The organism is Variovorax sp. GW821-FHT09B01 (assembly GCF_059418345.1).
Genome location: NZ_JBWKPQ010000005.1, coordinates 406,363 through 426,739 on the forward strand (window position 1 = coordinate 406,363; position 20,377 = coordinate 426,739).

Genomic DNA, 20,377 nt, shown 5'->3' on the forward strand with positions numbered 1-20,377 from the left:
GTTCGGTGGTTCGTTTCAGGCGCGCGCGGAAGCGGGGTCGGGCTGGGCCACGCCGATCAGGCAGTCCTTGGTGACGATCGAGGCGAGCTTCTCCTCGCTCCAGCCCTCGGTGCCCGACGGGCGCATCGGCAGCACCATGTAGCGCGTCTCGGCCGTGGTGTCCCAGACCTGGATCTTCACGCTGTCGGGCAGCGCGAGGCCGAGTTCGCGCAGCACCTGGCGCGCCTCGCGCACCACCCGCGAGCGGTACTCGAAGCTCTTGTACCAGTCCGGCGGCAGCCCCAGCACCGGCCAGGCGGTGCACGAGCACAGGGTGCAGACGATGACGTTCTGCAGCACAGGCGTGTTCTCCAGCGCGACGATGAAGCCGCCCTCCGGGCCGCCATAGCCCAGTTCGCGGCAGGCCTCGGTGCCGTCGCGCAGCAGCAGGGCGCGATAGGCCGGATCGCTCCACGCACGCGCGACGATGCGCGCTCCGTTCTCCGGGACCCAGTGGTCGAAGGTGTCTTTCCACTGCTCGACATAGCCTTCGGGCATGACGCCGTTGGCCTGCAGCGCTTCCTTCAGGGCGCGTGCCTGGTCTGCCGCGGGGGCGAAACGCGTGGGGGGATGGGGGTGGAGCATGGGGATGGCCTTCCGGGGCGAGAGTCATGACGTCCGCCAATATGCACCGGCCGCCGACGCGGCGCTTGCCTGTGCCATGCAATCGTTCTTGCCCACGGCACCCAATGGCCGCCTGCCCTTGGCGGGCAACTGCGAATGGCGCTCCCGGACAAGCGCCCGGGTCCCCTCGACGCTAACTTTCAGCTTCGGTGCCGCGCCGCGCCTGTATGGCGCGGGCGGCTTTCATTCACCAACGCAGAGAGTTTCCATGACGATCGAGAGAAGAGCGTTCCTCAAGACCGCTGCCGCCCTGTCGGCGGCCGGTTCGCTGGGCAGCCTGCCGTTCCCGGCCGCGCGTGCGCAGGTCCCCGATGTAGCGCGCATCCTCGCGGGCTTCGCGCCCGGGGGAACCAACGATGTGCTCAGCCGCCACATCGCGCAGCAGATCCAGGGCGGCTACGCCCCCTCGGTGGTGGTCGAGAACCGCACCGGCGCGGCCGGGCAACTGGCGATCTCGGCCACCAAGCAGGCCGCGCCCGACGGTCGCACCATGCTGGTGGTGCCGATGGCGGGGCTGGCCATCTATCCCTTCATCTACGGCTCGCTGCCTTACGACCCGTTCAAGGACCTCACGCCCGTGTCGCTGGCCGGCGTGTTCGATACCGGCCTGGCGGTGGGCCCCATGGTGCCGCGCGAGGTGAAGAACGTGCCCGACTTCCTGGCCTGGGCCAAGGCCAATCCCGCGCGCGCAAGCTGCGGTTCGCCGGCGGCCGGGACGCCGCAGCACTTCATGATCGAGTTGCTCTCGCGCGCCGGCGGGGTTCCGCTGGTCCATGTTCCCTACCGCGGCTCGCAGCCGGCGGTGATGGACACGGTGGGCGCGCAGGTGGCGGCGGTGGCGGCGCCGGTCGGAGAGTTCCGGCAGCAGGCCGAACTCGGCAAGCTGCGCGTGCTCGCCACCGCGACGGCGCGCCGCGGCAAGTTCACGCCCGACGTGCCCACCTTCGCGGAACAAGGGTTCAAGGGCCTGGAGTTCGCGGAATGGTTCGCGGTGTTCCTCCCTCCCAAGGCTTCGCCCGAGCTGGTGGGCAGGCTCAATGCCGAGTTGCGCAAGGCCCTGGCCGTGCCCTCGTTGATCGAGGGGGTGGCCAATGTCGGCATCGAAGCGCGCTGGTCCAGCGCCGAGGACCTGGCGGCACGCCTGCGCGGCGATACCGCGCAATGGGGCCCCGTGGTCAAATCCATCGGTTTCAAGGTGGACTCCTGACATGGACGACGCAACGACCGATACCGCCGTCGATCCGTTCTCGGCGGCGCACTGCACCTCGGTGGCTCGGGTGCCCGGCCTGTGGGTGCGGCGGGTCGCGCTGGCTGCGGACCAGCCGGTGGCCTGGTTCCGCAGCCTGCGTGCAACCGCGCTGTTCTTCGCGCACCGGTCGGGGCTGGCGGTGCAGATCCAGCGCCCGCCGTTTCGCTGCGTGCTGGAGGCGGGCGAGTTCTATTCGGTGCCGCCCGGCGTGGACCTGTCGGTGTATGCTGTCGACGGCGCGCCGATCGATTTCACCGTGTTCGAGCACGGAGAGGGGCTGGAGCGCCGTGCCAGCGCCGCGCCCACGCTGGCGCATGTGGGCGAACGCACGCGCCGGGCGCGCGTGGAGCCCGCGGCCACGGCCCACACTCAGGCCGACACGGCGCGCCTGGTGCCCGGCCTGGCGCGCATGGACGTGATCGCATCGCCGCCCGAGTTGCGCCTGATCGTGCAGGGCCACGGCGTCGACGAGTGCGTGCCCTGGCACTCGCACGACCGGATCGCCGATACCTTCTACTGCGTGAGCGGCGTTGCGCGGGTGGCGGTGCGCGACCCCGAAGAGGGCGCGCGCGTGCTGGCGCCCGGCGAGGTGTACACCGTGCCCGCGGGCGTGCCGCACATGGTCTCGGGCAACGCCGGCCAGCCCTGCGAATTGCTCATCCTGCAGGGCGTGGGCGTCTACAACTACGTGCCGCGATAGACGGCTGCCGGGCGGCCGGGCTGCCCGGCCGCGGGCTGTCAATCCGCCGCGAAGCGCACCGCGCAGCCCGCCGGCACCTCGCTGGCCTCGAAGTAGGGCAGCAGCCCCGTGCGCGGGTGGCAGTTGATGTACTGGGCATCGAGCTCGTCGCGCTTGAGGATCTGCGCCTCGACCCAGATGTGCATCTGCGGCGCGAACTTCGGCTCGGTGTACATGTCGATGAAGCTGCTGCGCACGCACAGGTGGGTGGCGTGGGTGCGCGCCGCCTTTTCGATATGGCCCAGCGACAGCAGGAAACCGAACTGCGACTGCTTCTCGCGCTCGGCGCCGCTGGCGACGTCCTGCTCGCGGCAGAACCGGATGCTCAGGCCGCCCGTGACCTTCGGATCCTGCTGCAGTGCCGCGACCCATTGCGCGACCACCTGCTCCATCTTGTCGGTCCAGATCGCGCGCTCGGCCTCGAGCGCACGCTCCCAGCCCTGGCCCTCGCGAATGAAGCAGATGTTGTCGGGCGTGGTGATGCGGATCCGGCGGCCGAGCGTGTCGCGCGCCACCGCGTCCGGCATCTCCTTGTGGGGGCTGGCGAAGTTGTCGCCACGGGAGGCGGCGAAGCGATCGCGGTAGCTGCCCCAGTAGCCGAACTTCTTCGAGCCCACCATCGGCAGCAGCGCCGCGGCGCTGGCGGGTTCGTCCGTGCCGGCTGCGTACTGGAAACGGTCCTTGTGGGCGCTCATCACCTCGCGCCAGAAGCCGCTGCCGCTGGCTGGATCGGCCGGCAACTCGCGCCACCAGCGCGCGGGTGCCTCGCTCGCGCTCCAGCGCAGGTAGGCGTCGCGTCCGACCCAGTAGGCCAGCAGGATGTCGCAGGCATGGCCCTGGGGATCGACATAGTGCGCGCGCTCCACCCAGCCGGGGCCGTCGGGAAGCGCGAACAACGCCTGCAGTGCCTGGCGCTGCGCATCGGCCGCGCCCGCCGTTCTCGACTGGAAGCCGTACATCGCGCTGACCATGTGGGTCACGTCCTCGGGAAAGGCGACGATGCGTCCCGGATAGTCGTCGGGCAGCGCCTCGCTGGCGCTGGCCTGGCGTGGGTCGGGACCAGGCTCGGCGGCGGCGGCGGCGGCGGCGGCAGTGGCGTGGGGGCAGGAGGGTTCGGTCATGGGCTTTCCTCGTACGTCTCGTTGTCGTCGATGGTGACGGGGACTGCGGTCTCAGTCCATGGGCCGCACCTGGTGCCAGCCGGTCACGCGCTGGAATGCATGGGCGGCGGCGAACAGCTGGTCTTCGGCGAAGCGCCGGCCCACGAGCTGGAACACGATCGGCGCGCGCGCCGGCCCGCTGCCGCAGGGCAGGACGATGCCGGGATGGCCCGACATGTTGAAGGCGCAGGTGAAGCGGTGCAGGCCGGCGATCAGGTCGTCGTCCACCCGGGCCATGCGTTCCAGCGTCGGGACCTGGAACGAGAGCACCGGCAGCGCGATCACGTCGACCCGCTCAAGCACCGCGTCGAGCGCGCGCGCGAAGGCATCGCGCCGGCGCAGCAGCCGTTGGTGCTCCATGCCGGTCATCGCATGGCCGGTCTTCAACAGGCTGTCGAGGGCGGGCCCGTACTCGGCCGCGCGCGCGGGGTAGGTGGCTTCGTGCGCCAGCGCGGTCTCGACCGCGCAGACGCCGAACCAGTCCCAGATCATGTCGCTGCCATCGGGCAGCCGCACCGACTGCGCGAGCGCGCCTTCGCCGACCAGCACCTCGACCGCGGCCTCCAGCGCGAGCGCGGTGGCGGGGTCCACCTCGTGCCGTGTCCAGGCCGGGTCGATGCCGATGCGCAGGCCACGGACTCCGCGCTCGAGCGCGGCGCGGTAGTCGGGGGCCGGCCCGGGCGCGCTGGTGGGATCGCACGGGTCGGCGCCGGCGATGGCACCCAGGATCAGCGCCGCGTCGGCCGCGCTGCGCGCCATCGCGCCGACATGGTCCAGGCTCGCCGCGAGCTCGAACACGCCGTGCCGGCTGACCCGGCCCCAGCTCGGCTTGATGCCGGTGACGCCATTGGCCGCGCTCGGCAGCTTGATCGAACCGCCGGTCTCGGAGGCCAGTGCGCCGAAGCACAGGCCGGCGGCCACCGCCACCGCGCTGCCGCTGGAGGAGGCGCCCGACCACAGCGAGGCCTGCCACGGGTTCGTCGGCTGCGCATAGGGCGGGCGGTGTTCGGCGTAGACACCCTCGGTCAAGGTGAGCTTGCCGAGGATGACCGCGCCGGCGTCCTTGAGCCGGCGCACCGCCGTGGCGTCCTCGTGCGCAACGAAATCGCGGTGGATCGCCATACCCGCGGCGGTGGGTGCGCCCGCGGTCCAGAAGATGTCCTTGATCGCCAGCGGCACGCCATGGAGCGGGCCGCGATGGTGCCCGGCCGCGATCTCGGCTTCCGCCCGGCGCGCGTCCTGCAGCGCCGATTCGGCCATCGGCAGCGCGAAGGCATGCAGGCGTGGATCGAGCTCGTCCATGCGCGCGAGCATGGCGCGGGTGAGTTCGAGCGGAGACAGCGCGCCGCGCTGGATCAGGCCCGAGACTTCCGTCAGCGACTGGAAGTGCAGCGCGGCGCCGCGGGCAGGTCTGGTCGAGATCTCGGTCGAGGCCAGGGGTTCGGTGGAGGTATCGAATGGTCTCATGGTGAGGAACGGGAAAGGAGTCGGGGCAGCAGGCGGATCGAGGTCGCGGCCAGGATCGCCAGTGCCTGCACCAGCAGCTGCACGGCCGCGCCGGCGCCGAGCGCCAGGACCAGCTGGCCGAGCTGGGCCATGAACAGCGCGGCCACACCGCTGGCGATCACGCTGCCGCGACCGCCGGAAAACGGCGTGCCGCCGACCACCACCGCCGCGATGGCCGGCATCAGGTAGTCGTTGCCCGCGGTATGCGAGGCGTTGCCGATGTAGCCCGCCAGCAGCAGGCCCGCCACCGAGAAACACACGGCCGACACCACGTACGCGCCGACCTGGTAGCGCATCGGCGCGATGCCGGCGGCGGCCGCCGCGCGCGGATTCACGCCGACCGCGACGAAGCGCCGGCCCAGCAGCGTGCGTCGCGTGATCAGCGCCACCGCCGCCACGAACAGGACGGCCAGCCACAGGCTGTTGGGCAGCCCCATCAGGCTGGCGTGCGAGAAGGCCTGCATGCTTTGCGGCGCCGAAATCGGCGCGTTGCCGCTGAGGCTGCGCACCGCGCCCAGCAGCAGCGCGTTGACCGCCAGGGTGGCGATCAGCGGGGAGATCGCGAGCCGCGCCGACAGGAAGCCGTTGAGCAGCCCGACCAGCACGCCGCAGGCCAGCGCGCCGGCGATCGACAGCGCCATCGACTGGGTGGCGTAGCCCAGCACCGCGGCCAGCACGCCGGCCAGCGACACCATGCCCGCGGCCGACATGTCGAGGCCGCGCTGCTGGATCACCACCGTCTGGCCGGTAGCCACCAACGCCAGGATGCTGGCGAAGGGCAGCATCGCAAGCAGCGAGCCGGCCCCGACGGTGCCGGGCGCGACGAGCGCGCTGAAGGCGAACAGCAGCGCGGTGCCGATCCAGATCCAGCCGAATTCGCCGACGCGCGGGCCGCGCGCGAGCGCGGGTTCGGCCGGGGCGGCGCCTGGCCGCGCGGCGCCGAGGACTTGCGGGCTCATCGCGCCACCGCCATGTCGCGGCTCTTGGAGTAGAGCGCGACCGATGCCACGATCATGGCGCCCAGCAGGTAGGACTGCCAGGCATCGCTCAGGCCGAGGAATGCGGTCACGACGTTGACCTGCGTGATCAGCAGCGCACCGAGCAGCGCGCCGACGAAGGAGCCGCGCCCGCCGAACAGGCTCGCGCCACCGATGACCACCGCCGCGATGCTCGCGAGCGTGTAGTTCAGGCCGGCGCTGGCATCGCCCGAGCCGGTCTGCGCCATCATCAGGATGGCGGCCAGGCCGGCGAAGAAGGAGCAGGCCATGTAGGCCGCCATGCGCGTGCGGCGCGGATGCACGCCGGCTACGCGCGCAGCCTCGGGCTGCGAGCCGAAGCCGCGCAGCGCGAGGCCCAGACGGGTGCGGAACAGGCCGAACTCCAGCGCCAGCGCGAGCGCCGCCACGGCCAGGATGGCCAGCGGCACGAAGCCGATGCCCGCGCCGATGCCCTCCATGATCTCGTCGGCGATCAGCCCGCCGGGCACGGGCCGCAGCAGCAGCGACACGGCCTGCACCACCATGTAGGTCGCCAGCGTGGCGACCATCGGATGCAGGCCGGCCGGGTCCACGAGCAGCCAGTTCAGGAAGCCGATCGCCAGCGAGATGACCAGCACCAGCGCCCAGCCGAGCGCCTGCTGTCCCGCGCTCGCGTCGGCCACCAGGAAGAAGGACTGGACGACGACGATCAACCCCATCAGCGGCCCGACCGACAGATCGATGCCGCCCACGAGCATCAGCACCTGCTGTCCGAAGGCCACCAGCGCCAGCGTGGCGATCAGCGGCAGGACCCCGCCCCAGTTGCGCCCCGTCAGGTAGAACTCGTTGACCGAGGCGGCATAGGCGCCGAGCAGCAGCACCGCCAGCAGGAGCATGGCAATGGGTGCGACGTCGCCCGCAGCCCACTTCCAGAACCCGGAAACGCCGCCGTGCGCCCGCTCGCGCACCGTGGTGGCGGTCAGGACCGCCGCGGTGATGCCGTGCTCGGTGACCGCGTCTCCAGCGAGTTCGGCGGCGACCTGTCCGCGCGAGAAGATCAGCACCCGGTCGCACAGGCCCGCGACCTCGTGCGCGTCGGAGGACACCACCAGCAGGCCCACGCCCGAGGCGGCGGTGGCGCGCAGGCTGCGGTAGATCTCCATGCGTGCCCCGATGTCCACGCCCTGGGTGGGCTCGTCCACCAGCAGCACGGCGGGCCTGCTCGCGAGCACGCTGGCGAGCACCAGTTTCTGCTGGTTGCCGCCGGAGAGGGACGCGATCGGCGTCTCGGTGTCCGGTGTCTTGACCGCGAACTGGCGGACCGCTTCCTCGGTGCGCCGCAGCTCGCTGCCGCGCGCGAGCAGGCCCGCGCGCAGGTCGCGCGACAGGCTGCGCAGCGAGAAGTTCTCGCGCACGCTGAGTTCGCCGAAGATGCCTTCGCGGTGGCGGTCGCCGGGCAACAGCCGGATGCCGGCCTCCGCCGCCCGGCCGGGGTTGCGCAGCGCCACTTCCTTCGCACCGACGCACACGCGCCCGCGCGAGGGCGCCATGCCGGCCAGCGCGCGCAGCAGCTCTCGCTGGCCGTTTCCGTCGATGCCGGCGAGGCCGACGATCTCGCCGGAGGCCACGCGCAGGTCGACGCCCGAGAAGCCCGGCCCGGCGAGGCCTTCGAGGCGCAGCGCGTCGACGCTGGGTGCTCGTGCCTCGCGCTTCGCCGGAAACTCGCGATCGAGCTGGCCGCCCACGATCAGCTCCACGATCTGCTGTTCGCTCAGGCTGCGCGCCGCGTAGCTTCCCTGGCCCTGTCCCGTTCGCAGCACCGTCAGCTGGTCGGCGATCTGCTGCACCTCGCGAATCCGGTGCGAGATGTAGACCACCGCGGCGCCGCGTGCCGTGACTTCGCGGATGCGCGCGAACAGCCGCGCCACGTCGTCGCCCAGCAGGTGTTCGGTGGGCTCGTCGAGCACCAGCAGGCGCGGCTCGGCGGCCAGTGCCTTGACGATCTCGACGATGAAGCGGTGCTCGGGGCCGAGGGTGGCGACGCGCTCGCGCGGGTCGATGCGCACCTCGTCGTTCCAGCGCGCCAGCAGCGTCGCCGCCCACTGGGCCGCGCGCCCGATCGGAGGGCGGCAGCGCCGCGGTACCCCGAGGTAGAGGTTCTCGGTCACGCTGAGGTCGGGCATCAGCGCCGGCTCCTGGCGCACGATGGCCAGGCCGAGCTCGCGCGCCCGCTCGGGGTCGCCGCGCACGGCCTGCCCGCACAGCATGACCGTGCCTTCGTCGGCCGCCAGCGCACCCGAGGCCACCGCCATCAGGGTGGACTTGCCGGCGCCGTTCTCGCCGACCAGGCCGTGCACTTCGCCGGCCCGCACGGTGAAGCTCATCCGGTCGAGTGCGCGCACGCCCGGAAAGCGCTTGGTAACGCCGTCGAGTTGCAGCACGACGGGATCGATTGCCGCGGTGCCCATGTCACTTGCGGAAGAGGGCGCCGAGCTTGTCGCCCGGCAGTCCGGAGGACAGGTCCGCGTCGGGCGGCGCGGCCGGGTCGCACTTCGGGTCGACGTTCTTCGCGCTGTCCACGTAGAGGAAGGGCACCACGCCCGTGGGTTCCAGGTTTTTCGTGCCCTGGTACTCGGCCATGCCGCGACGCAACGCGTACCGCACGATGGTCGTGGTGCCGTCGAGCGAGTAGTACGGCCAGGCCTTGTTGGCCTTCTTCGCCTGCAGATACTTGCAGTTGATGTCGTTGTTGCTCGCCAGCGTGACCTGCGCGGGGACCTTCAGGCCGGCCTGCTCGTAGGCCTTGATCGCCGCCAACGTGGTCACGCCGTAGTCGGATGCGATGGCGTCGATCTTGCCGGCGCCGTACTTGGCGATCAGGCCCGCCACCGCCTTCTGGGCGTCGGCCGGATTCCAGTTCGTGACGATGTAGTTGTCGTCGAGCAGCTTGAGCTCGGGGTACTTGGAGAGCTGAGCCTTGAAGCCATCCATGAAGCGCTGCGACGATGTCGCCCCCGGCGTGCCGCCCAGCAGCACGATGTTGCCCTTCTTCAGCGTGTCGCCGAGCCAGTCGGCCCAGATCTGGCCGATGCGCACCTGGTCCTGGTAGACGTTGGCCGCATAGTCCTTGCCCGGTGTGCCGGGCATTTTCGAGAAGTAGGGGATGACGGTGACGCCCGCGCGCTGCGCCTTGCGCAGCGCCGGCAGCATGGCATCTCCGAAATCGGTGAACGAGATCAGCACGTTCACGCCCTGCGCCACCATGCTGTTGATGTCGCTGTTGGACTTCTGCTGGTCGCCATTGGCGTTGGCGTAGAGGATCTTGGTGATGTTCCTGCACTTCGATGCCTCGTCGCGGAATTCAGCCTCGGCGATCTTGCGCCAGGTGTCGCCGCCGAAGCCGTCGGTCAGTCCGACGATGGTCGGCTTGGTGCCGCACAGCGAGGCGATGTCGATGCCCTTGCCGAGCACCACCGACTCCTGCGCTTGCACGACGCCGGCCTGGCCGATGAAGGACAGCGTGGCCGCCAGGGCCAGGCCGGCGCGGCCTCGCCGGAGGCTGGTGCTGCGCCGGGCAGCGGCAATGCGAACGCTGATGGATGCAGGGGCCTGGGCGGCCGCGCGGGAAAGGCTGGTGAAGGTCATCGTCGTCTCCGGCAACCACAGCGGTTGCCTTGGAGACGACTTTAGGGATCCGACCGCGCCGACGCTGGTCCCGGAGCGTCAATCGCGCTTGCCCGAAACGTGCAGGCGCAAGCGTCAATGCGCCGCGGAGCGCCCTGACTTCATGAGCGTGTTGGGCGACTGGCCATAGCGCGCCTTGAAGCTGCGGCTGAAGTGCGAGAAGCTGCTGAAGCCGCAGCTCAGCGCCACTTCGGTGACCTGCCGCGCGCGGCCTTCGACGAGGGCACGGTGGCTGGTGGCGAGGCGTTCGTCCCACAGCCAGCGCATGACGGTCGTTCCGGCACCCGCGAACAGCCGTGCCAGCGTGCTGGTCGATACCGAGAGCGCGGCGGCGATGGATTCCACGTCCAGCTCGGGATCGTCGAGGTGGCTGCGGATGTGTGACTGCGCGCGCGCCAGCAGCGACGCGTGGCGACCGTTCACGGGTGCCATGCCGCCGAATTCGACGTCCATGGCGGCGGCGATGACGTCGACGATCGAGGCGCCGACCTTGGCCGCCGCCGGACCATCAAGGTCGAGTGCGGCGGCGTTGCGGATCATGTTGCCGGCCAGCGCGCCCAGGGCCGTCTGGCCGCTGATCAGCAGCGAGGGCAGTTTCTCGGCCGTCGGCACCCGCGCCAGCATGGCGCGCCGCGGAACCTTGAGCAGCGCCATGCGGTAGCGGTCGGGGAACTGGTAGACGAAAGGCTGGGCGGTGTCGTAGATCGCCACGTCGCCGACCTGCTGGAGCGCGTGGTGGCCATGCTGCTCGAGATGGCCCTCGCCATCGAGCAGCAGGCTCAGCAGGAAATCGTCGCTCGGGGCCGAGCGGACGTCGCTGGGCGCGCGCTGATAGCGCAGCGGCGCGCATTCGATCTGGCTGATCTGGACCGTGCCGAGTTCGGCGCGCGAGAGGCTGGCGTCGAAGCGCTCGGCGGCGACGGGCGTCGACTCCGCGCGGCAGAAGTTGCGGCAGATCTCCTCGTGCCAGTAGGCGAAGCGCTCACCCTCCCGAACCGTCGACGCATCAAAGTAAGTCAGCATGGAAATCTCCTGGTCCTCACGCGCTTGCATGCTTTGGGCCAGCGTGCACCTTCTGGCTCGGCCGAACTCGCCCCGAACTGGAGCAGGAAGACCAGGCGTGGTGCGTGGGCGCCCCGGTGCGGGATAGGCGATGGTAAGGCCGATGGTGCGCTGCTCCTGCGGCACCGGAATCAAGGAATGCCCGCATGGCGCGCCAGTGCCGACAGGTGCAGCATGTTTCGCCGTGGCTTCCGTCGAGAGGGCCGAAGTTCGAAACTCGAGGGTTTTCCCGTCAGGGCGGTCTCCCACGTGAAGTCCCACTGCAGGGGTCATCCGACCGACCACCGCCCCGATCAACGACAGAGAGAGATTGAATGGAATTGGTTTTGGACGAGATGCTCAAGTTGGGCGACATGCGCCCCGAACTTGCTAAAGTCCATCCGCGCGCTGCGCATCTGCGACCTGCAGGAAGCCGCACAGCGCGAGCGAAACGTCTTCTGACGCACGTCGCTGCGCGACATGGCCACCAAGGCCGACGCCGTGGCGAAGATCGTCGAGGACTTCGGCCTGGGCGCGCAGAAGAGCCTGACCGAGCTCGGCGCCAGCATCGTGCGCTCGGTCCCGCGCTCGGCGGACACGGGCTTCGTCGTGGTCCTTGAACATCTTCCCACCCGGGCTCAGTACGTCCTGTGCCAAGAGATCCTCGACGTCGCGGAGGAGATGGGCGACAAGAGCGCCGCGTTCCGCTGCTTCTTCTCCGCGGACTAGGACCGGTTGACAGGCCCTAGCGAATCGGCGTTCATGAACAGCCCTTCTCCGACCGTCGCCGTGCATGAGAACTCCTTCCAGGCGAACGACCACTGGGATGCAGAGGAACTGTTGAGCCTTGCCTCCAAGGTGCGTCGAGGCGTCGATTTCGGCGCCAACCAGAGCCCTGCGACACCATGGGGTTCGCGATCCCGCCATTTGCAAAGCTAGACGCTACGAGGGAGGTCCGGTTTGGCCCCATTCTGCCCTTTAGTGCTGGACGGTTAAATCGCAAGGACACGTTGGCAAGTGTTGGTGGCGGACCATTGTGGCCGCAGCACGGAACATGCTTCACTCATCCGCAGCCCTCTCGAACAGAAACGTGGAACTGTGCAACTCGCCAAGCAACTCTTACGTGAGCCCCTGAAGCGATTTCCTGGCGAGAAGCGCGCCCTCCATCCTGAACGCTTCCGATTCGCCGTTCGGGCCGCGTCGCAATCCGCCCGAGCGCACGCTGCTTCGAACGCATGGACTGGCGAATCCGGTGCAGGCCCCATCCAGTCAACAATGAAAAGGCCCGCGCCATGCTCGATGCCGCGTTCGGCGTGGATTTCAGTTGGGAGGCGCCGGCTATGGTGCAGAACGCTGCCTGAGGACTTTGGTCGCGAACGCAGAAGGAGTGAGCGCATCTTCTGAATGCGTGGCGGGCGATGCATCTGCCGCTTCCAGGCCGCCGTGGGCTTGATGCGCCAAAAGTGCTCGGACTCGCCCGACCAACGTTGCCCGATTCGTGACGCGCAGCTTCTTGAACGCGTTGCTGAGATGGAAGCGAACGGTTGGATACTCAAGGCCGAGCCGGTTTTGAATCTCCTTGTCGGGGTAGCCGCAGCTCACCAGCCAGGCGACCTGAGCCTCGCGCCTGCTGAGACGCCCTTCGCGCTGCAGCGTGGACTCGGCAGATTCTCTTTGCTCGATGACCGGCGAAGCGTCGTGCCAGTTAAGGCGCGACAGGGCTGCGGTAATGGCTGGCTCGACCAACTTCAGGATATCGATTTCGCTGGCGTCGAAGTTGCCGCGCTCCCGGTTGCGCCAGATGCGCACATCACCCACGGTCCTGAAGCGCACCCATTCGTAGACGATCGTACCGTCGCCCAGTGCGCGCATGGCGCCAAGCGAATCAATGCTCCCGCGAACGACGTACATACTGTCTCCTTGTCTTTCACCTGGCCGTCAGGTCGTAGGCTTGGACTTCTTCGTCCTGCCAAGCTTGATTTGGCTTCTTGCCCATGAGCTGCTGTTGAACCCCGCCAGTCCCATCCTTCTTCACCACGAGGCGAATACGCTCACAGTTGCCGAAGAGGGGTTCGGGGGTGATCGTGAGGGCAGAATCCGTCTCCTCCACTTGGGCCGTCTTGAAGCTCTTGTAGCAGGCAGGCGCCGTGTTGCCGCGAATACGGAACTCGTAGCTGCCATCCTTCTGCTGCGCCAGCTCTGCCACATTCTTGCCGCTGGTGGGGCGCTGGGTGCCACTCGCAGGACTGGTGCCGCCGCGGCCCATCTCGTAATTCCATTCCCAATCTTTTGCAAACGAATTGTTTGCAGCAGCGACGAGGATCAGGGAGAGCGCAAGGATTCGAAGTTTCATTTGCCTTCTTTTTAGTGGATCGGAATTCTTGGTTCGGGGTTTCGATCAATTCATTCAAATGACGGCAGCTTCCAACGCCGACAACACGTGCTCAACACACCTGTCCTGTGAAGTATGAATAAGAAACGAAAGATCGGACTTACTTCGTATCTCCAGCTTCTTGTAGACGGCTTCTATGTGGCGTCGTACCGTAGAGCCAGAGATTCTTAACTCGTCTGCTATTTCTGCATGTGTAAGTCCGGTCCCGAAGAATTTGGCTATCTCTTTCTCTCGAATGGAGAGCTTGTGGAGGCTGGACATCAAGGTTGCAGTGATGAATCGGAGATTTGCGACGCTTTTGCAGGTAAAGAGCATTCGGCCATCTTCCAGGATTTGCTTTTTTTCGTGCAAGAGAGATTTCGCAAGAACCTCGGGTAGTCGATAGGTGCTTGAGTCTCGAAACATGATTTGTCTCAAGCGCTCAAAGGAGTTGTCCTGAAAAACTATCGTCCCCTTGTCGTCAGATACGCAAAGCCCTCGAACGGGCTCCGAGCCGAGACCTTGAACCTTGCCGGCCATGATCGTTCGATTGATCCTGATGGCTTCCCAAATGTGCGGGGAGAGCAACTGCACGAGCGAGTTTTCCCCGTCGGAGAACTTCCAGGTGGTATCGGCGCGACGGATGGAAAACGCTCCGCAAAGCCCCTCAGCGCCATAGCTGTTCGCCACGGCGGCAAGATTAATGTGGCGGGTTCTGAGGGCGAAATCCAGAATCTTGGCATCTTCACTTTTGCTGAAAACTGTGGGGACGTGATAAGAGCGAACACGGCCGAGCTCCTTCATCATGTTCTGAAGAACGTGGTCTTCGGAGCAGAGGGTCAGCCACTCTTCCACCATGTTGGTTGGCTCGCGGTGTATGTGCGTCCATGAGCAATGCACGCCGGCAGGGATTGCGGGCGCTGGGCGAATGAGACCGAAAAGCGCCATGTCAAAATCTACAAATTGCTTGAGCTCCTCGATGGCGAACTCGGGGAAGAGGGCAACGCTTTTTCCTTGCGCTGAGCTATAAAGCTTCAGAAGGAATTCCGCGATTGAGGCAGCGTTGTCTTGACTCATGGCTCTCCCGATTTTTTAATGCGTGCCTTGCGCCGCTGTTTGTCTGTCACACCAGACTTTCGCAACTATGCGTCATGGCTTTTCTGTTCGATATAGGGCAGATGCCCTATGCCCGAAAAACTTGTTAATCGAGTTGAAGATCTTTAATTTCTCTTGCTCTCTCTTTGATCGTTGAGCAGTTTTGTTTTGAATTTCCAGGTTGAATGTTCTGGAGATTCAGGGCGCAAGCAGCCAGGATCTCCACCCAGACTCGGAAGCGAACTCACAAGCCGATCGCGGTACTGGGTGCCATCGACCATCGACCATCGGTGCCGAGAAGCGGGCATGCCGATGGTCGAGCTGGCCTTCATGTCGGACATCTAGGCTGGTCAATCAGCTCTCGCCGGGATTGTTCTGAGAGAGGTTTATCGGCACAAACGAGTTGGCGGATTTGCAGTATTGAAAAACGAGATAGTGGAGGGTGGTCTGCTCTGAGCGAGGAGCTTCGTGGTGGCGTGATTGGCCGTCGTCGCCCGCCATTAGGAGGTTGCGTGCCGCGAGCCAATGTGGCAGATCACCTTGAAAGCACTTGCGCGCTGAATCTGAAACGAGATGGACTGCCCAACACAGGAACTGGCTAGGCACTCGTTCGTATGGCCGAGCTAACGACGTTCGCGCACAAGAGCGACGTGCCTCTCCAGGTATCGCAGATGCTGATCGCCCAGAGCGGGTTATAGAGATGACTCTCGGGTCTAGGGGGCGCCTAGCCGGCCCTCGGAGACCGAAACCGTCATCCCCGCGGTCTCAGGGAAGCTCGAATTGAAGCGGCGTCAAGCGCACCGATCGAGGACAGATAGCCAATGAGATAGTTGGGTCGCAGGTTCGGGCTGAACATGGAAATCTCGAAGTCCCCACGAGGCGTTTTTCTGGACTGAATGACGGAGCCCAGGACGAAGTCGCGCGCGCCACTGGAGCCGTTTAGCGTCGCCTTCAGAATGTAGAGTTCAATCTCGTCGCCGGAAATGCTGCCACTCACCCTCAAAAGCTGTGGCGTGTAGTCGAAGACGAGGCTGACAAGGAACGGCTTCCAGCCTTCTTGTTGCCAACCGTACTTACGATCAATCCTGCTTGCATGGGGGGGCAGTAGTCGCGAAAAAAAGTGTTGCGCACGCCATGCGTTGTCTGTGCCCCATCGAGCGACGTGCCGTCAAGCCAGCTGCGCCAGGTGGGAAATCTCGAGCGTGCGGGCATCAAGAGATCGTGGATCAACTGCATTTCGCCAGATCCGCGGGCTTGCGCAAGCCCTTCAATGCCGGCGAGCAGACGGGGTAGACGCGCTCGTCCATGAGCTTGATGGCCGCAAGCCCCGCCCAGCGTCTCCCTCCGTAGCGCACGCCGATGTCGATGCGCTCGGCGAGGAAACCGATGGTCCGCGTCTTGGTGCCCAGCAGCAGATTCACCTCCGGATATCGGCCCTCGAACCGATCGATGCGCGGCAGCAGCCACTTCGCTGCGAATGCCGGACTGATCGTCACGGTGAGCGTGAGATTCGGCGACGCGTCTTTCAGCCGCGCAATGCTAGGCCCAGGCGGTCGAAGCCCTCGCGAATGTCGAGCAGCGCGCGGCGGACTGCATCGGTGAGCACCAGGCGGGCGGTGCCGCTGGTCGCCCGGATGAAGAGCGGCCTCCCAGCCACGACTCGAGGCTGCGCACCAGCTGGCCGACCGCCGCCGGCGTGATGCTGAGTTCTTCGGCGGCCGCCGAAAAGCTCTGGTGGCGCGCCGCGGCCTCGAAGGCCTTGAGTGCGTTCAGATAGCCAGCCGTGAACCCAGGGCGCGGGCTGCCGCCCCTTCGCACGGGAGCACCATCCATCCTTCGGCGCCGGCGCGAGCGTGTGGCAGCCATCGATCTTCAGGGAGAAAGCCGGGTGGCAGCGGCCAACTTCTTCCACGGAAGATCGGCCGGATCGATGGGGAACATGCCCGGTGCGATCGCGAAAAGAATGTCTTCTTCGGGACTCTCCACGACACACTCGAAATCCGCGCGGAAGTGGTGCGAACTCTTGACGACGATGATCTTCATGGTCTCCGGATCGATACCAACCATCCGGAACAGCTCGCGATCCTGAGCGCCGATCCTGGCACTCGAGACGACGACCAGGACGCCATCGACCTCGAGGCATGCGGTGGGACCGAGACGGGTCCGGAAGCCCGTCATCTTCGGGCCCTTGAAGGTGGTGATGCCGTCGGACAGGGCAAGAACCTTGAAGTCGCCGACGACAGGCGGTTCGCTGGGACCCGTGGGCGTGTGCACCGACTCGCCGAGGGTGGATCGGATGGTTTTCCCGACACCCGCGCGGTGAGCGGATGCCGCGGCCTTCGGGTCATAGAGCACGCCCAGCGCCACCCGTTCGGGAAAAGCGCGCCCCGCGCCGGCTTGAAGCAAGGCGTGCAGCACGCCGGTCGTGGAACTCGTTCCACCGACGCCGGGGTTGTCTTGCGTGTCCGCGATGACGATGGCCCGTTGGCTCGACGTCGCCCGGGTCAATGCCGTGTCCACCGTCTCGCGCGCCGATCTGGCGGAGAGCCGCCACTGCGAAGGTTCGGCGATCGAATCGACGAGGAGCGAGACGGCCTCCTGTGCGCGCGCTCCATGGGACCACACGACCGGTCCGCATTCCTCGAAGTCCGAGGCCGGAAATCCCATGCAGAAGCTGGAGACCGTGCCAAGACGCGCATCGACTTCTTCGATCAGCCTGTAGCACCCCCTGGCCGGCTCGCTTGCCGTTCCCTGAACATTGATCGAGATGAGGAACGGCAGCCGGCTCGAAGCCTGGGGCTCCCTTCCACCGCCGAGCAGCAATCGGTCGAGCAGGATCGCGGCGCGTTCGCCGGTCTTGACGTAGTCGATGTGCGGATAGGTCCGAAAGGCGACCAAAGCATCCGCATGGGCCAGCATGGCGCGCGTGACGTTGGCATGGAGATCGAGGCTCGCGACGATCGGCATCGACGGTCCGACGATCGTGCGCAGCCGCTCGAGCAGTTCGCCTTCCGCGTCGTCGCAGCTCTCGGACATGGCTGCCCCGTGCAGTTCGAGATAGATCGCGTCGAAATCGAGCTTGCGCGCATCGGCGGTGATGGCTTCGCATATCTTCTCGAAGGCGTCGTCCGTCACGTACGACGACGGAACCGCCCCGCACCACAGACTTGGAACGAGTTCCCACCCCTTTTTGCTGGCGTAGCTCGCGAAACCGGTGGCGGACACGTCCACCGAGGAAATCATGTCCAGCATCGCCTTGCCACGAACGGCCTTCGGGAACGCGTCACCGCGCTCGAACGCCGGCCAATCGGCGCGGTGAGAGGCAAAGCTGTTGGTTTCGTGCTTGAACCCTGCTGACAGTACGCGCATGGCTTTCTTTCAAGTTCCCGATGAGGACGGATGGACCGGTTGGTCCGAAGAGAGGATGAATCCGAGGCCCATGAGGGGCCTTATCGCTGGCCCAGATGGCGATAGAGCTCGGTGTGGTCCGCGGTCGGCCCCAGGCTCCGGGCCGCGGCCCGGGTGATCTCGTCGACCTGTTCCGCCAGGCGCATCGGCATCTCCAGCCGGCGCCCGAGCGATGCCGCGATGGCCACGTCCTTGGCCTGCAAGGCCAGCGAGAACCCCGAGTCGAAGGCACCGTTCAGCATGAACTGGCGCGCCTTGTTCTGCGTGGTGTTGTTCCTGCCTGTCGATGCGTCGAGGACTTCGACCAGGACTTCGCGATCGATGCCGAATGCGGCGGCGACATGGATGGCCTCCGCGGTGGCAATGAGCGCGGCGGCCGACACGTAGTTGTTCAGCGCCTTGGCGGCATGTCCGGCGCCGATCGGGCCCACGTGCGTGATGGCTTCGCCCATCGCCTTTAGCAAGGGCTTCACGCGCGCCAGCACATCGGCTGCTCCTCCGACCATGATCGCGAGCTTGCCGACCGTGGCCTTCTTCACGCCTCCGGAGACCGGTGCGTCGAGCAGATCGATGTGCGCGTCTTTCAGCCTTTCGCCGAGAAGCCGTGTTCGGGCTGGATCGGCGGAACTCATGTCGACCACCGTCGACCCCGGTGCGAGGTGTGGCAGCAACGCCAGGACGACCCGATCGACGATGTCCGAGTCGGGGAGCATCGTGAAGATGCAGGAACATCCGGAGAAATCGCCCGGACCGCCCGCGCGTCGAACGGCGGGCTGCAGCGCGAGCAAGGCCTCTTCCCGTGCAGGGTTCGCATCCTGGATCGTCAGCGAGCAGCCGGCGGCGAGCAGGCGCTGGGCCATCGGGGTGCCCATCATGCCGAGGCCAATGAATCCGACGCGCGTCATGGCTGCTGCCCCGAGCTGTCCATCTCCTTGAAGACATCGGCGGCGACGCGGAAGGAATCGATCGCGGCCGGAACGCCGCAGTAGATGGCCGCTTGCAGGAAGACCTCCTTGATCTCGCTCCTGCTCAAGCCGTTGTTGATCGCGCCTCGCACATGGAGTCGCAGCTCGTGCGGTCTGTTGAGCGCCGTGATCATCGCGAGGTTGAGAAGCGAACGCGCGCGGCGGTCCAGCCCGGGCCGGTTCCAGACATCGCCCCAGCAGTACTGGGTGACCAGCTCCTGCATGTCGATGTTGAAGTCGGTGGCGTTCTGGAGGGCCGTGTCGACATAGTCGGCCCCGAGGACGGCGCGGCGCGTGGCGAGCCCTTGGTCGAAGAGTTCGGGATTTCTGGGTGCGTAGGGACGGGTCATGGTTGGGTTCAAGTCGAGGTGGAGATGTGGGGCGGCAGCGTCGGCCTGTCAGCGCATGCCGATCCGGGCGCCCCGGAAGAGGGCCTTGTAGCGCGATGGCTGGGAGCGCCAGTACTGGGGCGGCGCGTCGACCTGGGCACCGAGGACGGCCGCCGCATGCCACGGCCAGTGCGGGTCGTAGAGCACGCCGCGGCCCAGTGCCACCGCATCGGCCTGTCCCTGGGCCACGATGGCCTCGGCCTGTTCGGGCTCGGTGATCAGCCCGACGGCAATGGTCGGCAAGCCCGACTCGGCCCGGATCTTCTCGGCGAACTCGACCTGGTAGCCCGGGGCGGGCGCGATCTTCTGCAAGGGCGACACGCCTCCCGTGGAGACATGAATGGCGGCGCAACCGCGTGCCTTCAGGGCCTGGGCGAATCGAATCGTGGATTCGATGTTCCAGCCGCCGTCGACCCAGTCCGTGGCCGAAACGCGAACCCAGACCGGGCGCTCCTTGGGGAACGTGGCGCGCACGGCATCGAAGACTTCGAGCGGGAAGCGCATTCGATTCTCCAGGCTGGCCCCGTACGCATCGGTGCGGTGGTTCGACAGCGGGGACAGGTACTCATGCAGCAGGTAGCCATGCGCCGCGTGAATCTCGATGCCATCGATGCCGAGACGAGCCGCGCGCCGGGCCGCTGCGACGAAGCCGTCGATCACACGCGCCATGCCCTGGCCGTCCAGTTCGATCGGAGTTTCTTCTTCGGGCCCGTGCGGCAAGGGCGAGGGCGCCACGCCGCGCCAGCCTTCGGGCTGGTTCGACCGAATCTGTTGGCCGCCCTGCCAGGGCACCTGGCTCGACGCCTTGCGCCCGCCATGTCCCAGCTGGATGGCGACCTTGACCGGCGAATAGGCGCGCGCCATCTTGAGCACGCGGCCCAGCGCTGCTTCGTTGTCGTCGCAGTAGAGGCCAAGGTCCGCCGGGGTGACGCGGCCCTCCGGCAGCACCGCGGTGGCTTCGAGTATCAGGAGGCCCGCGCCCGCCAGCGCGAGCCGGCCCAGATGCAGGGCATGCCAGTCGCCGGCGCTGCCATCCCTGGCCGCGTACTGGGCCATGGGCGCGATGACGACCCGGTTGTCCAGATCGAGCTGTCCGATCTGCCAAGGAGAAAAAAGATGACTCACGAGAG

At 66.8% G+C, this 20,377-nt stretch carries 19 protein-coding genes; 3 read left to right on the forward strand and 16 right to left on the reverse strand.

Going from position 1 to position 20,377, the window contains the following annotated elements; genetic code table 11:
* Positions 1–15: 15 nt before the first annotated feature.
* Positions 16–624 carry a nitrile hydratase subunit alpha gene (gene nthA, locus AC07RV_RS18645; protein ID WP_444813968.1) on the reverse strand — a complete coding sequence of 203 codons (609 nt, stop codon included), beginning with the start codon at positions 622–624 and terminating at the stop codon, positions 16–18.
* A gap of 247 nt (positions 625–871) precedes the next feature.
* Here nthA and AC07RV_RS18650 point away from each other — a divergent pair, with 247 nt between their 5' ends.
* The gene (locus AC07RV_RS18650) at positions 872–1,870 is read left to right on the forward strand and encodes a tripartite tricarboxylate transporter substrate-binding protein (RefSeq protein ID WP_444813969.1); all 999 of its coding nucleotides are present in this window, start codon (positions 872–874) and stop codon (positions 1,868–1,870) included.
* A gap of 1 nt (position 1,871) precedes the next feature.
* Positions 1,872–2,612 carry a cupin domain-containing protein gene (locus AC07RV_RS18655; RefSeq protein WP_444813970.1) on the forward strand — a complete coding sequence of 247 codons (741 nt, stop codon included), beginning with the start codon at positions 1,872–1,874 and terminating at the stop codon, positions 2,610–2,612.
* 38 nt (positions 2,613–2,650) lie between these two features.
* Here the strand turns inward: AC07RV_RS18655 and AC07RV_RS18660 are convergent, their stop codons facing one another.
* From AC07RV_RS18660 to AC07RV_RS18685, 6 genes are all read right to left on the reverse strand, one after another.
* Entirely contained in the window at positions 2,651–3,772 is a 1,122-nt protein-coding gene (locus AC07RV_RS18660) for a phenylacetaldoxime dehydratase family protein (RefSeq protein ID WP_444813971.1), read from the reverse strand.
* A gap of 51 nt (positions 3,773–3,823) precedes the next feature.
* Positions 3,824–5,278, reverse strand: a complete 1,455-nt coding sequence (locus tag AC07RV_RS18665; protein ID WP_444813972.1) for an amidase — start codon at positions 5,276–5,278, stop codon at positions 3,824–3,826.
* Positions 5,275–6,276 (reverse strand): ABC transporter permease, encoded by a 1,002-nt coding sequence (locus AC07RV_RS18670; protein ID WP_444813973.1) that lies wholly within the window; start codon positions 6,274–6,276, stop codon positions 5,275–5,277. Before AC07RV_RS18670 ends, AC07RV_RS18665 begins: the two co-directional genes overlap by 4 nt.
* Positions 6,273–8,762, reverse strand: a complete 2,490-nt coding sequence (locus AC07RV_RS18675) for an ATP-binding cassette domain-containing protein (protein WP_444813974.1) — start codon at positions 8,760–8,762, stop codon at positions 6,273–6,275. Before AC07RV_RS18675 ends, AC07RV_RS18670 begins: the two co-directional genes overlap by 4 nt.
* A gap of 1 nt (position 8,763) precedes the next feature.
* Positions 8,764–9,939 (reverse strand): substrate-binding domain-containing protein, encoded by a 1,176-nt coding sequence (locus AC07RV_RS18680; RefSeq protein ID WP_444813975.1) that lies wholly within the window; start codon positions 9,937–9,939, stop codon positions 8,764–8,766.
* A gap of 114 nt (positions 9,940–10,053) precedes the next feature.
* Positions 10,054–11,001: an AraC-like ligand-binding domain-containing protein gene (locus AC07RV_RS18685; protein ID WP_444813976.1), complete on the reverse strand. Its 948-nt coding sequence runs from the start codon at positions 10,999–11,001 to the stop codon at positions 10,054–10,056.
* A gap of 498 nt (positions 11,002–11,499) precedes the next feature.
* Here AC07RV_RS18685 and AC07RV_RS18690 point away from each other — a divergent pair, with 498 nt between their 5' ends.
* Positions 11,500–11,748, forward strand: coding sequence for a hypothetical protein (locus AC07RV_RS18690; RefSeq protein WP_444813977.1), 249 nt, complete (start codon positions 11,500–11,502; stop codon positions 11,746–11,748).
* Positions 11,749–12,357: 609 nt separating this feature from the next.
* Here the strand turns inward: AC07RV_RS18690 and AC07RV_RS18695 are convergent.
* The 9 genes from AC07RV_RS18695 to AC07RV_RS18735 all read right to left on the reverse strand — a co-directional run bounded on the left by AC07RV_RS18695 (position 12,358) and on the right by AC07RV_RS18735 (position 20,372).
* Complete coding sequence (locus tag AC07RV_RS18695) at positions 12,358–12,930, reverse strand: LuxR C-terminal-related transcriptional regulator (RefSeq protein WP_444813978.1); 573 nt, start codon at positions 12,928–12,930, stop codon at positions 12,358–12,360.
* A gap of 16 nt (positions 12,931–12,946) precedes the next feature.
* Complete coding sequence (locus AC07RV_RS18700; protein ID WP_431513391.1) at positions 12,947–13,372, reverse strand: hypothetical protein; 426 nt, start codon at positions 13,370–13,372, stop codon at positions 12,947–12,949.
* 54 nt (positions 13,373–13,426) lie between these two features.
* A complete protein-coding gene (locus tag AC07RV_RS18705) occupies positions 13,427–14,467 on the reverse strand; it encodes a helix-turn-helix transcriptional regulator (protein WP_444813979.1) in 1,041 nt (346 codons plus the stop codon).
* A 1,244-nt stretch (positions 14,468–15,711) separates the two neighbouring features.
* Positions 15,712–15,981 carry a LysR substrate-binding domain-containing protein gene (locus AC07RV_RS18710; RefSeq protein ID WP_444813981.1) on the reverse strand — a complete coding sequence of 90 codons (270 nt, stop codon included), beginning with the start codon at positions 15,979–15,981 and terminating at the stop codon, positions 15,712–15,714.
* Positions 15,982–16,024: 43 nt separating this feature from the next.
* Positions 16,025–16,351, reverse strand: a complete 327-nt coding sequence (locus AC07RV_RS18715; protein ID WP_444813982.1) for a LysR family transcriptional regulator — start codon at positions 16,349–16,351, stop codon at positions 16,025–16,027.
* 6 nt (positions 16,352–16,357) lie between these two features.
* Positions 16,358–17,854: a M81 family metallopeptidase gene (locus AC07RV_RS18720; RefSeq protein ID WP_444813983.1), complete on the reverse strand. Its 1,497-nt coding sequence runs from the start codon at positions 17,852–17,854 to the stop codon at positions 16,358–16,360.
* Positions 17,855–17,934: 80 nt separating this feature from the next.
* On the reverse strand, positions 17,935–18,798 hold the full coding sequence (locus AC07RV_RS18725; RefSeq protein ID WP_444813984.1) for an NAD(P)-dependent oxidoreductase: 864 nt from the start codon (positions 18,796–18,798) through the stop codon (positions 17,935–17,937).
* Positions 18,795–19,208 carry a carboxymuconolactone decarboxylase family protein gene (locus tag AC07RV_RS18730; protein ID WP_208509513.1) on the reverse strand — a complete coding sequence of 138 codons (414 nt, stop codon included), beginning with the start codon at positions 19,206–19,208 and terminating at the stop codon, positions 18,795–18,797. Before AC07RV_RS18730 ends, AC07RV_RS18725 begins: the two co-directional genes overlap by 4 nt.
* Positions 19,209–19,256: 48 nt before the next feature.
* On the reverse strand, positions 19,257–20,372 hold the full coding sequence (locus tag AC07RV_RS18735) for an NADH:flavin oxidoreductase/NADH oxidase (RefSeq protein WP_208509512.1): 1,116 nt from the start codon (positions 20,370–20,372) through the stop codon (positions 19,257–19,259).
* Between the last annotated feature and the right edge of the window lie 5 nt (positions 20,373–20,377).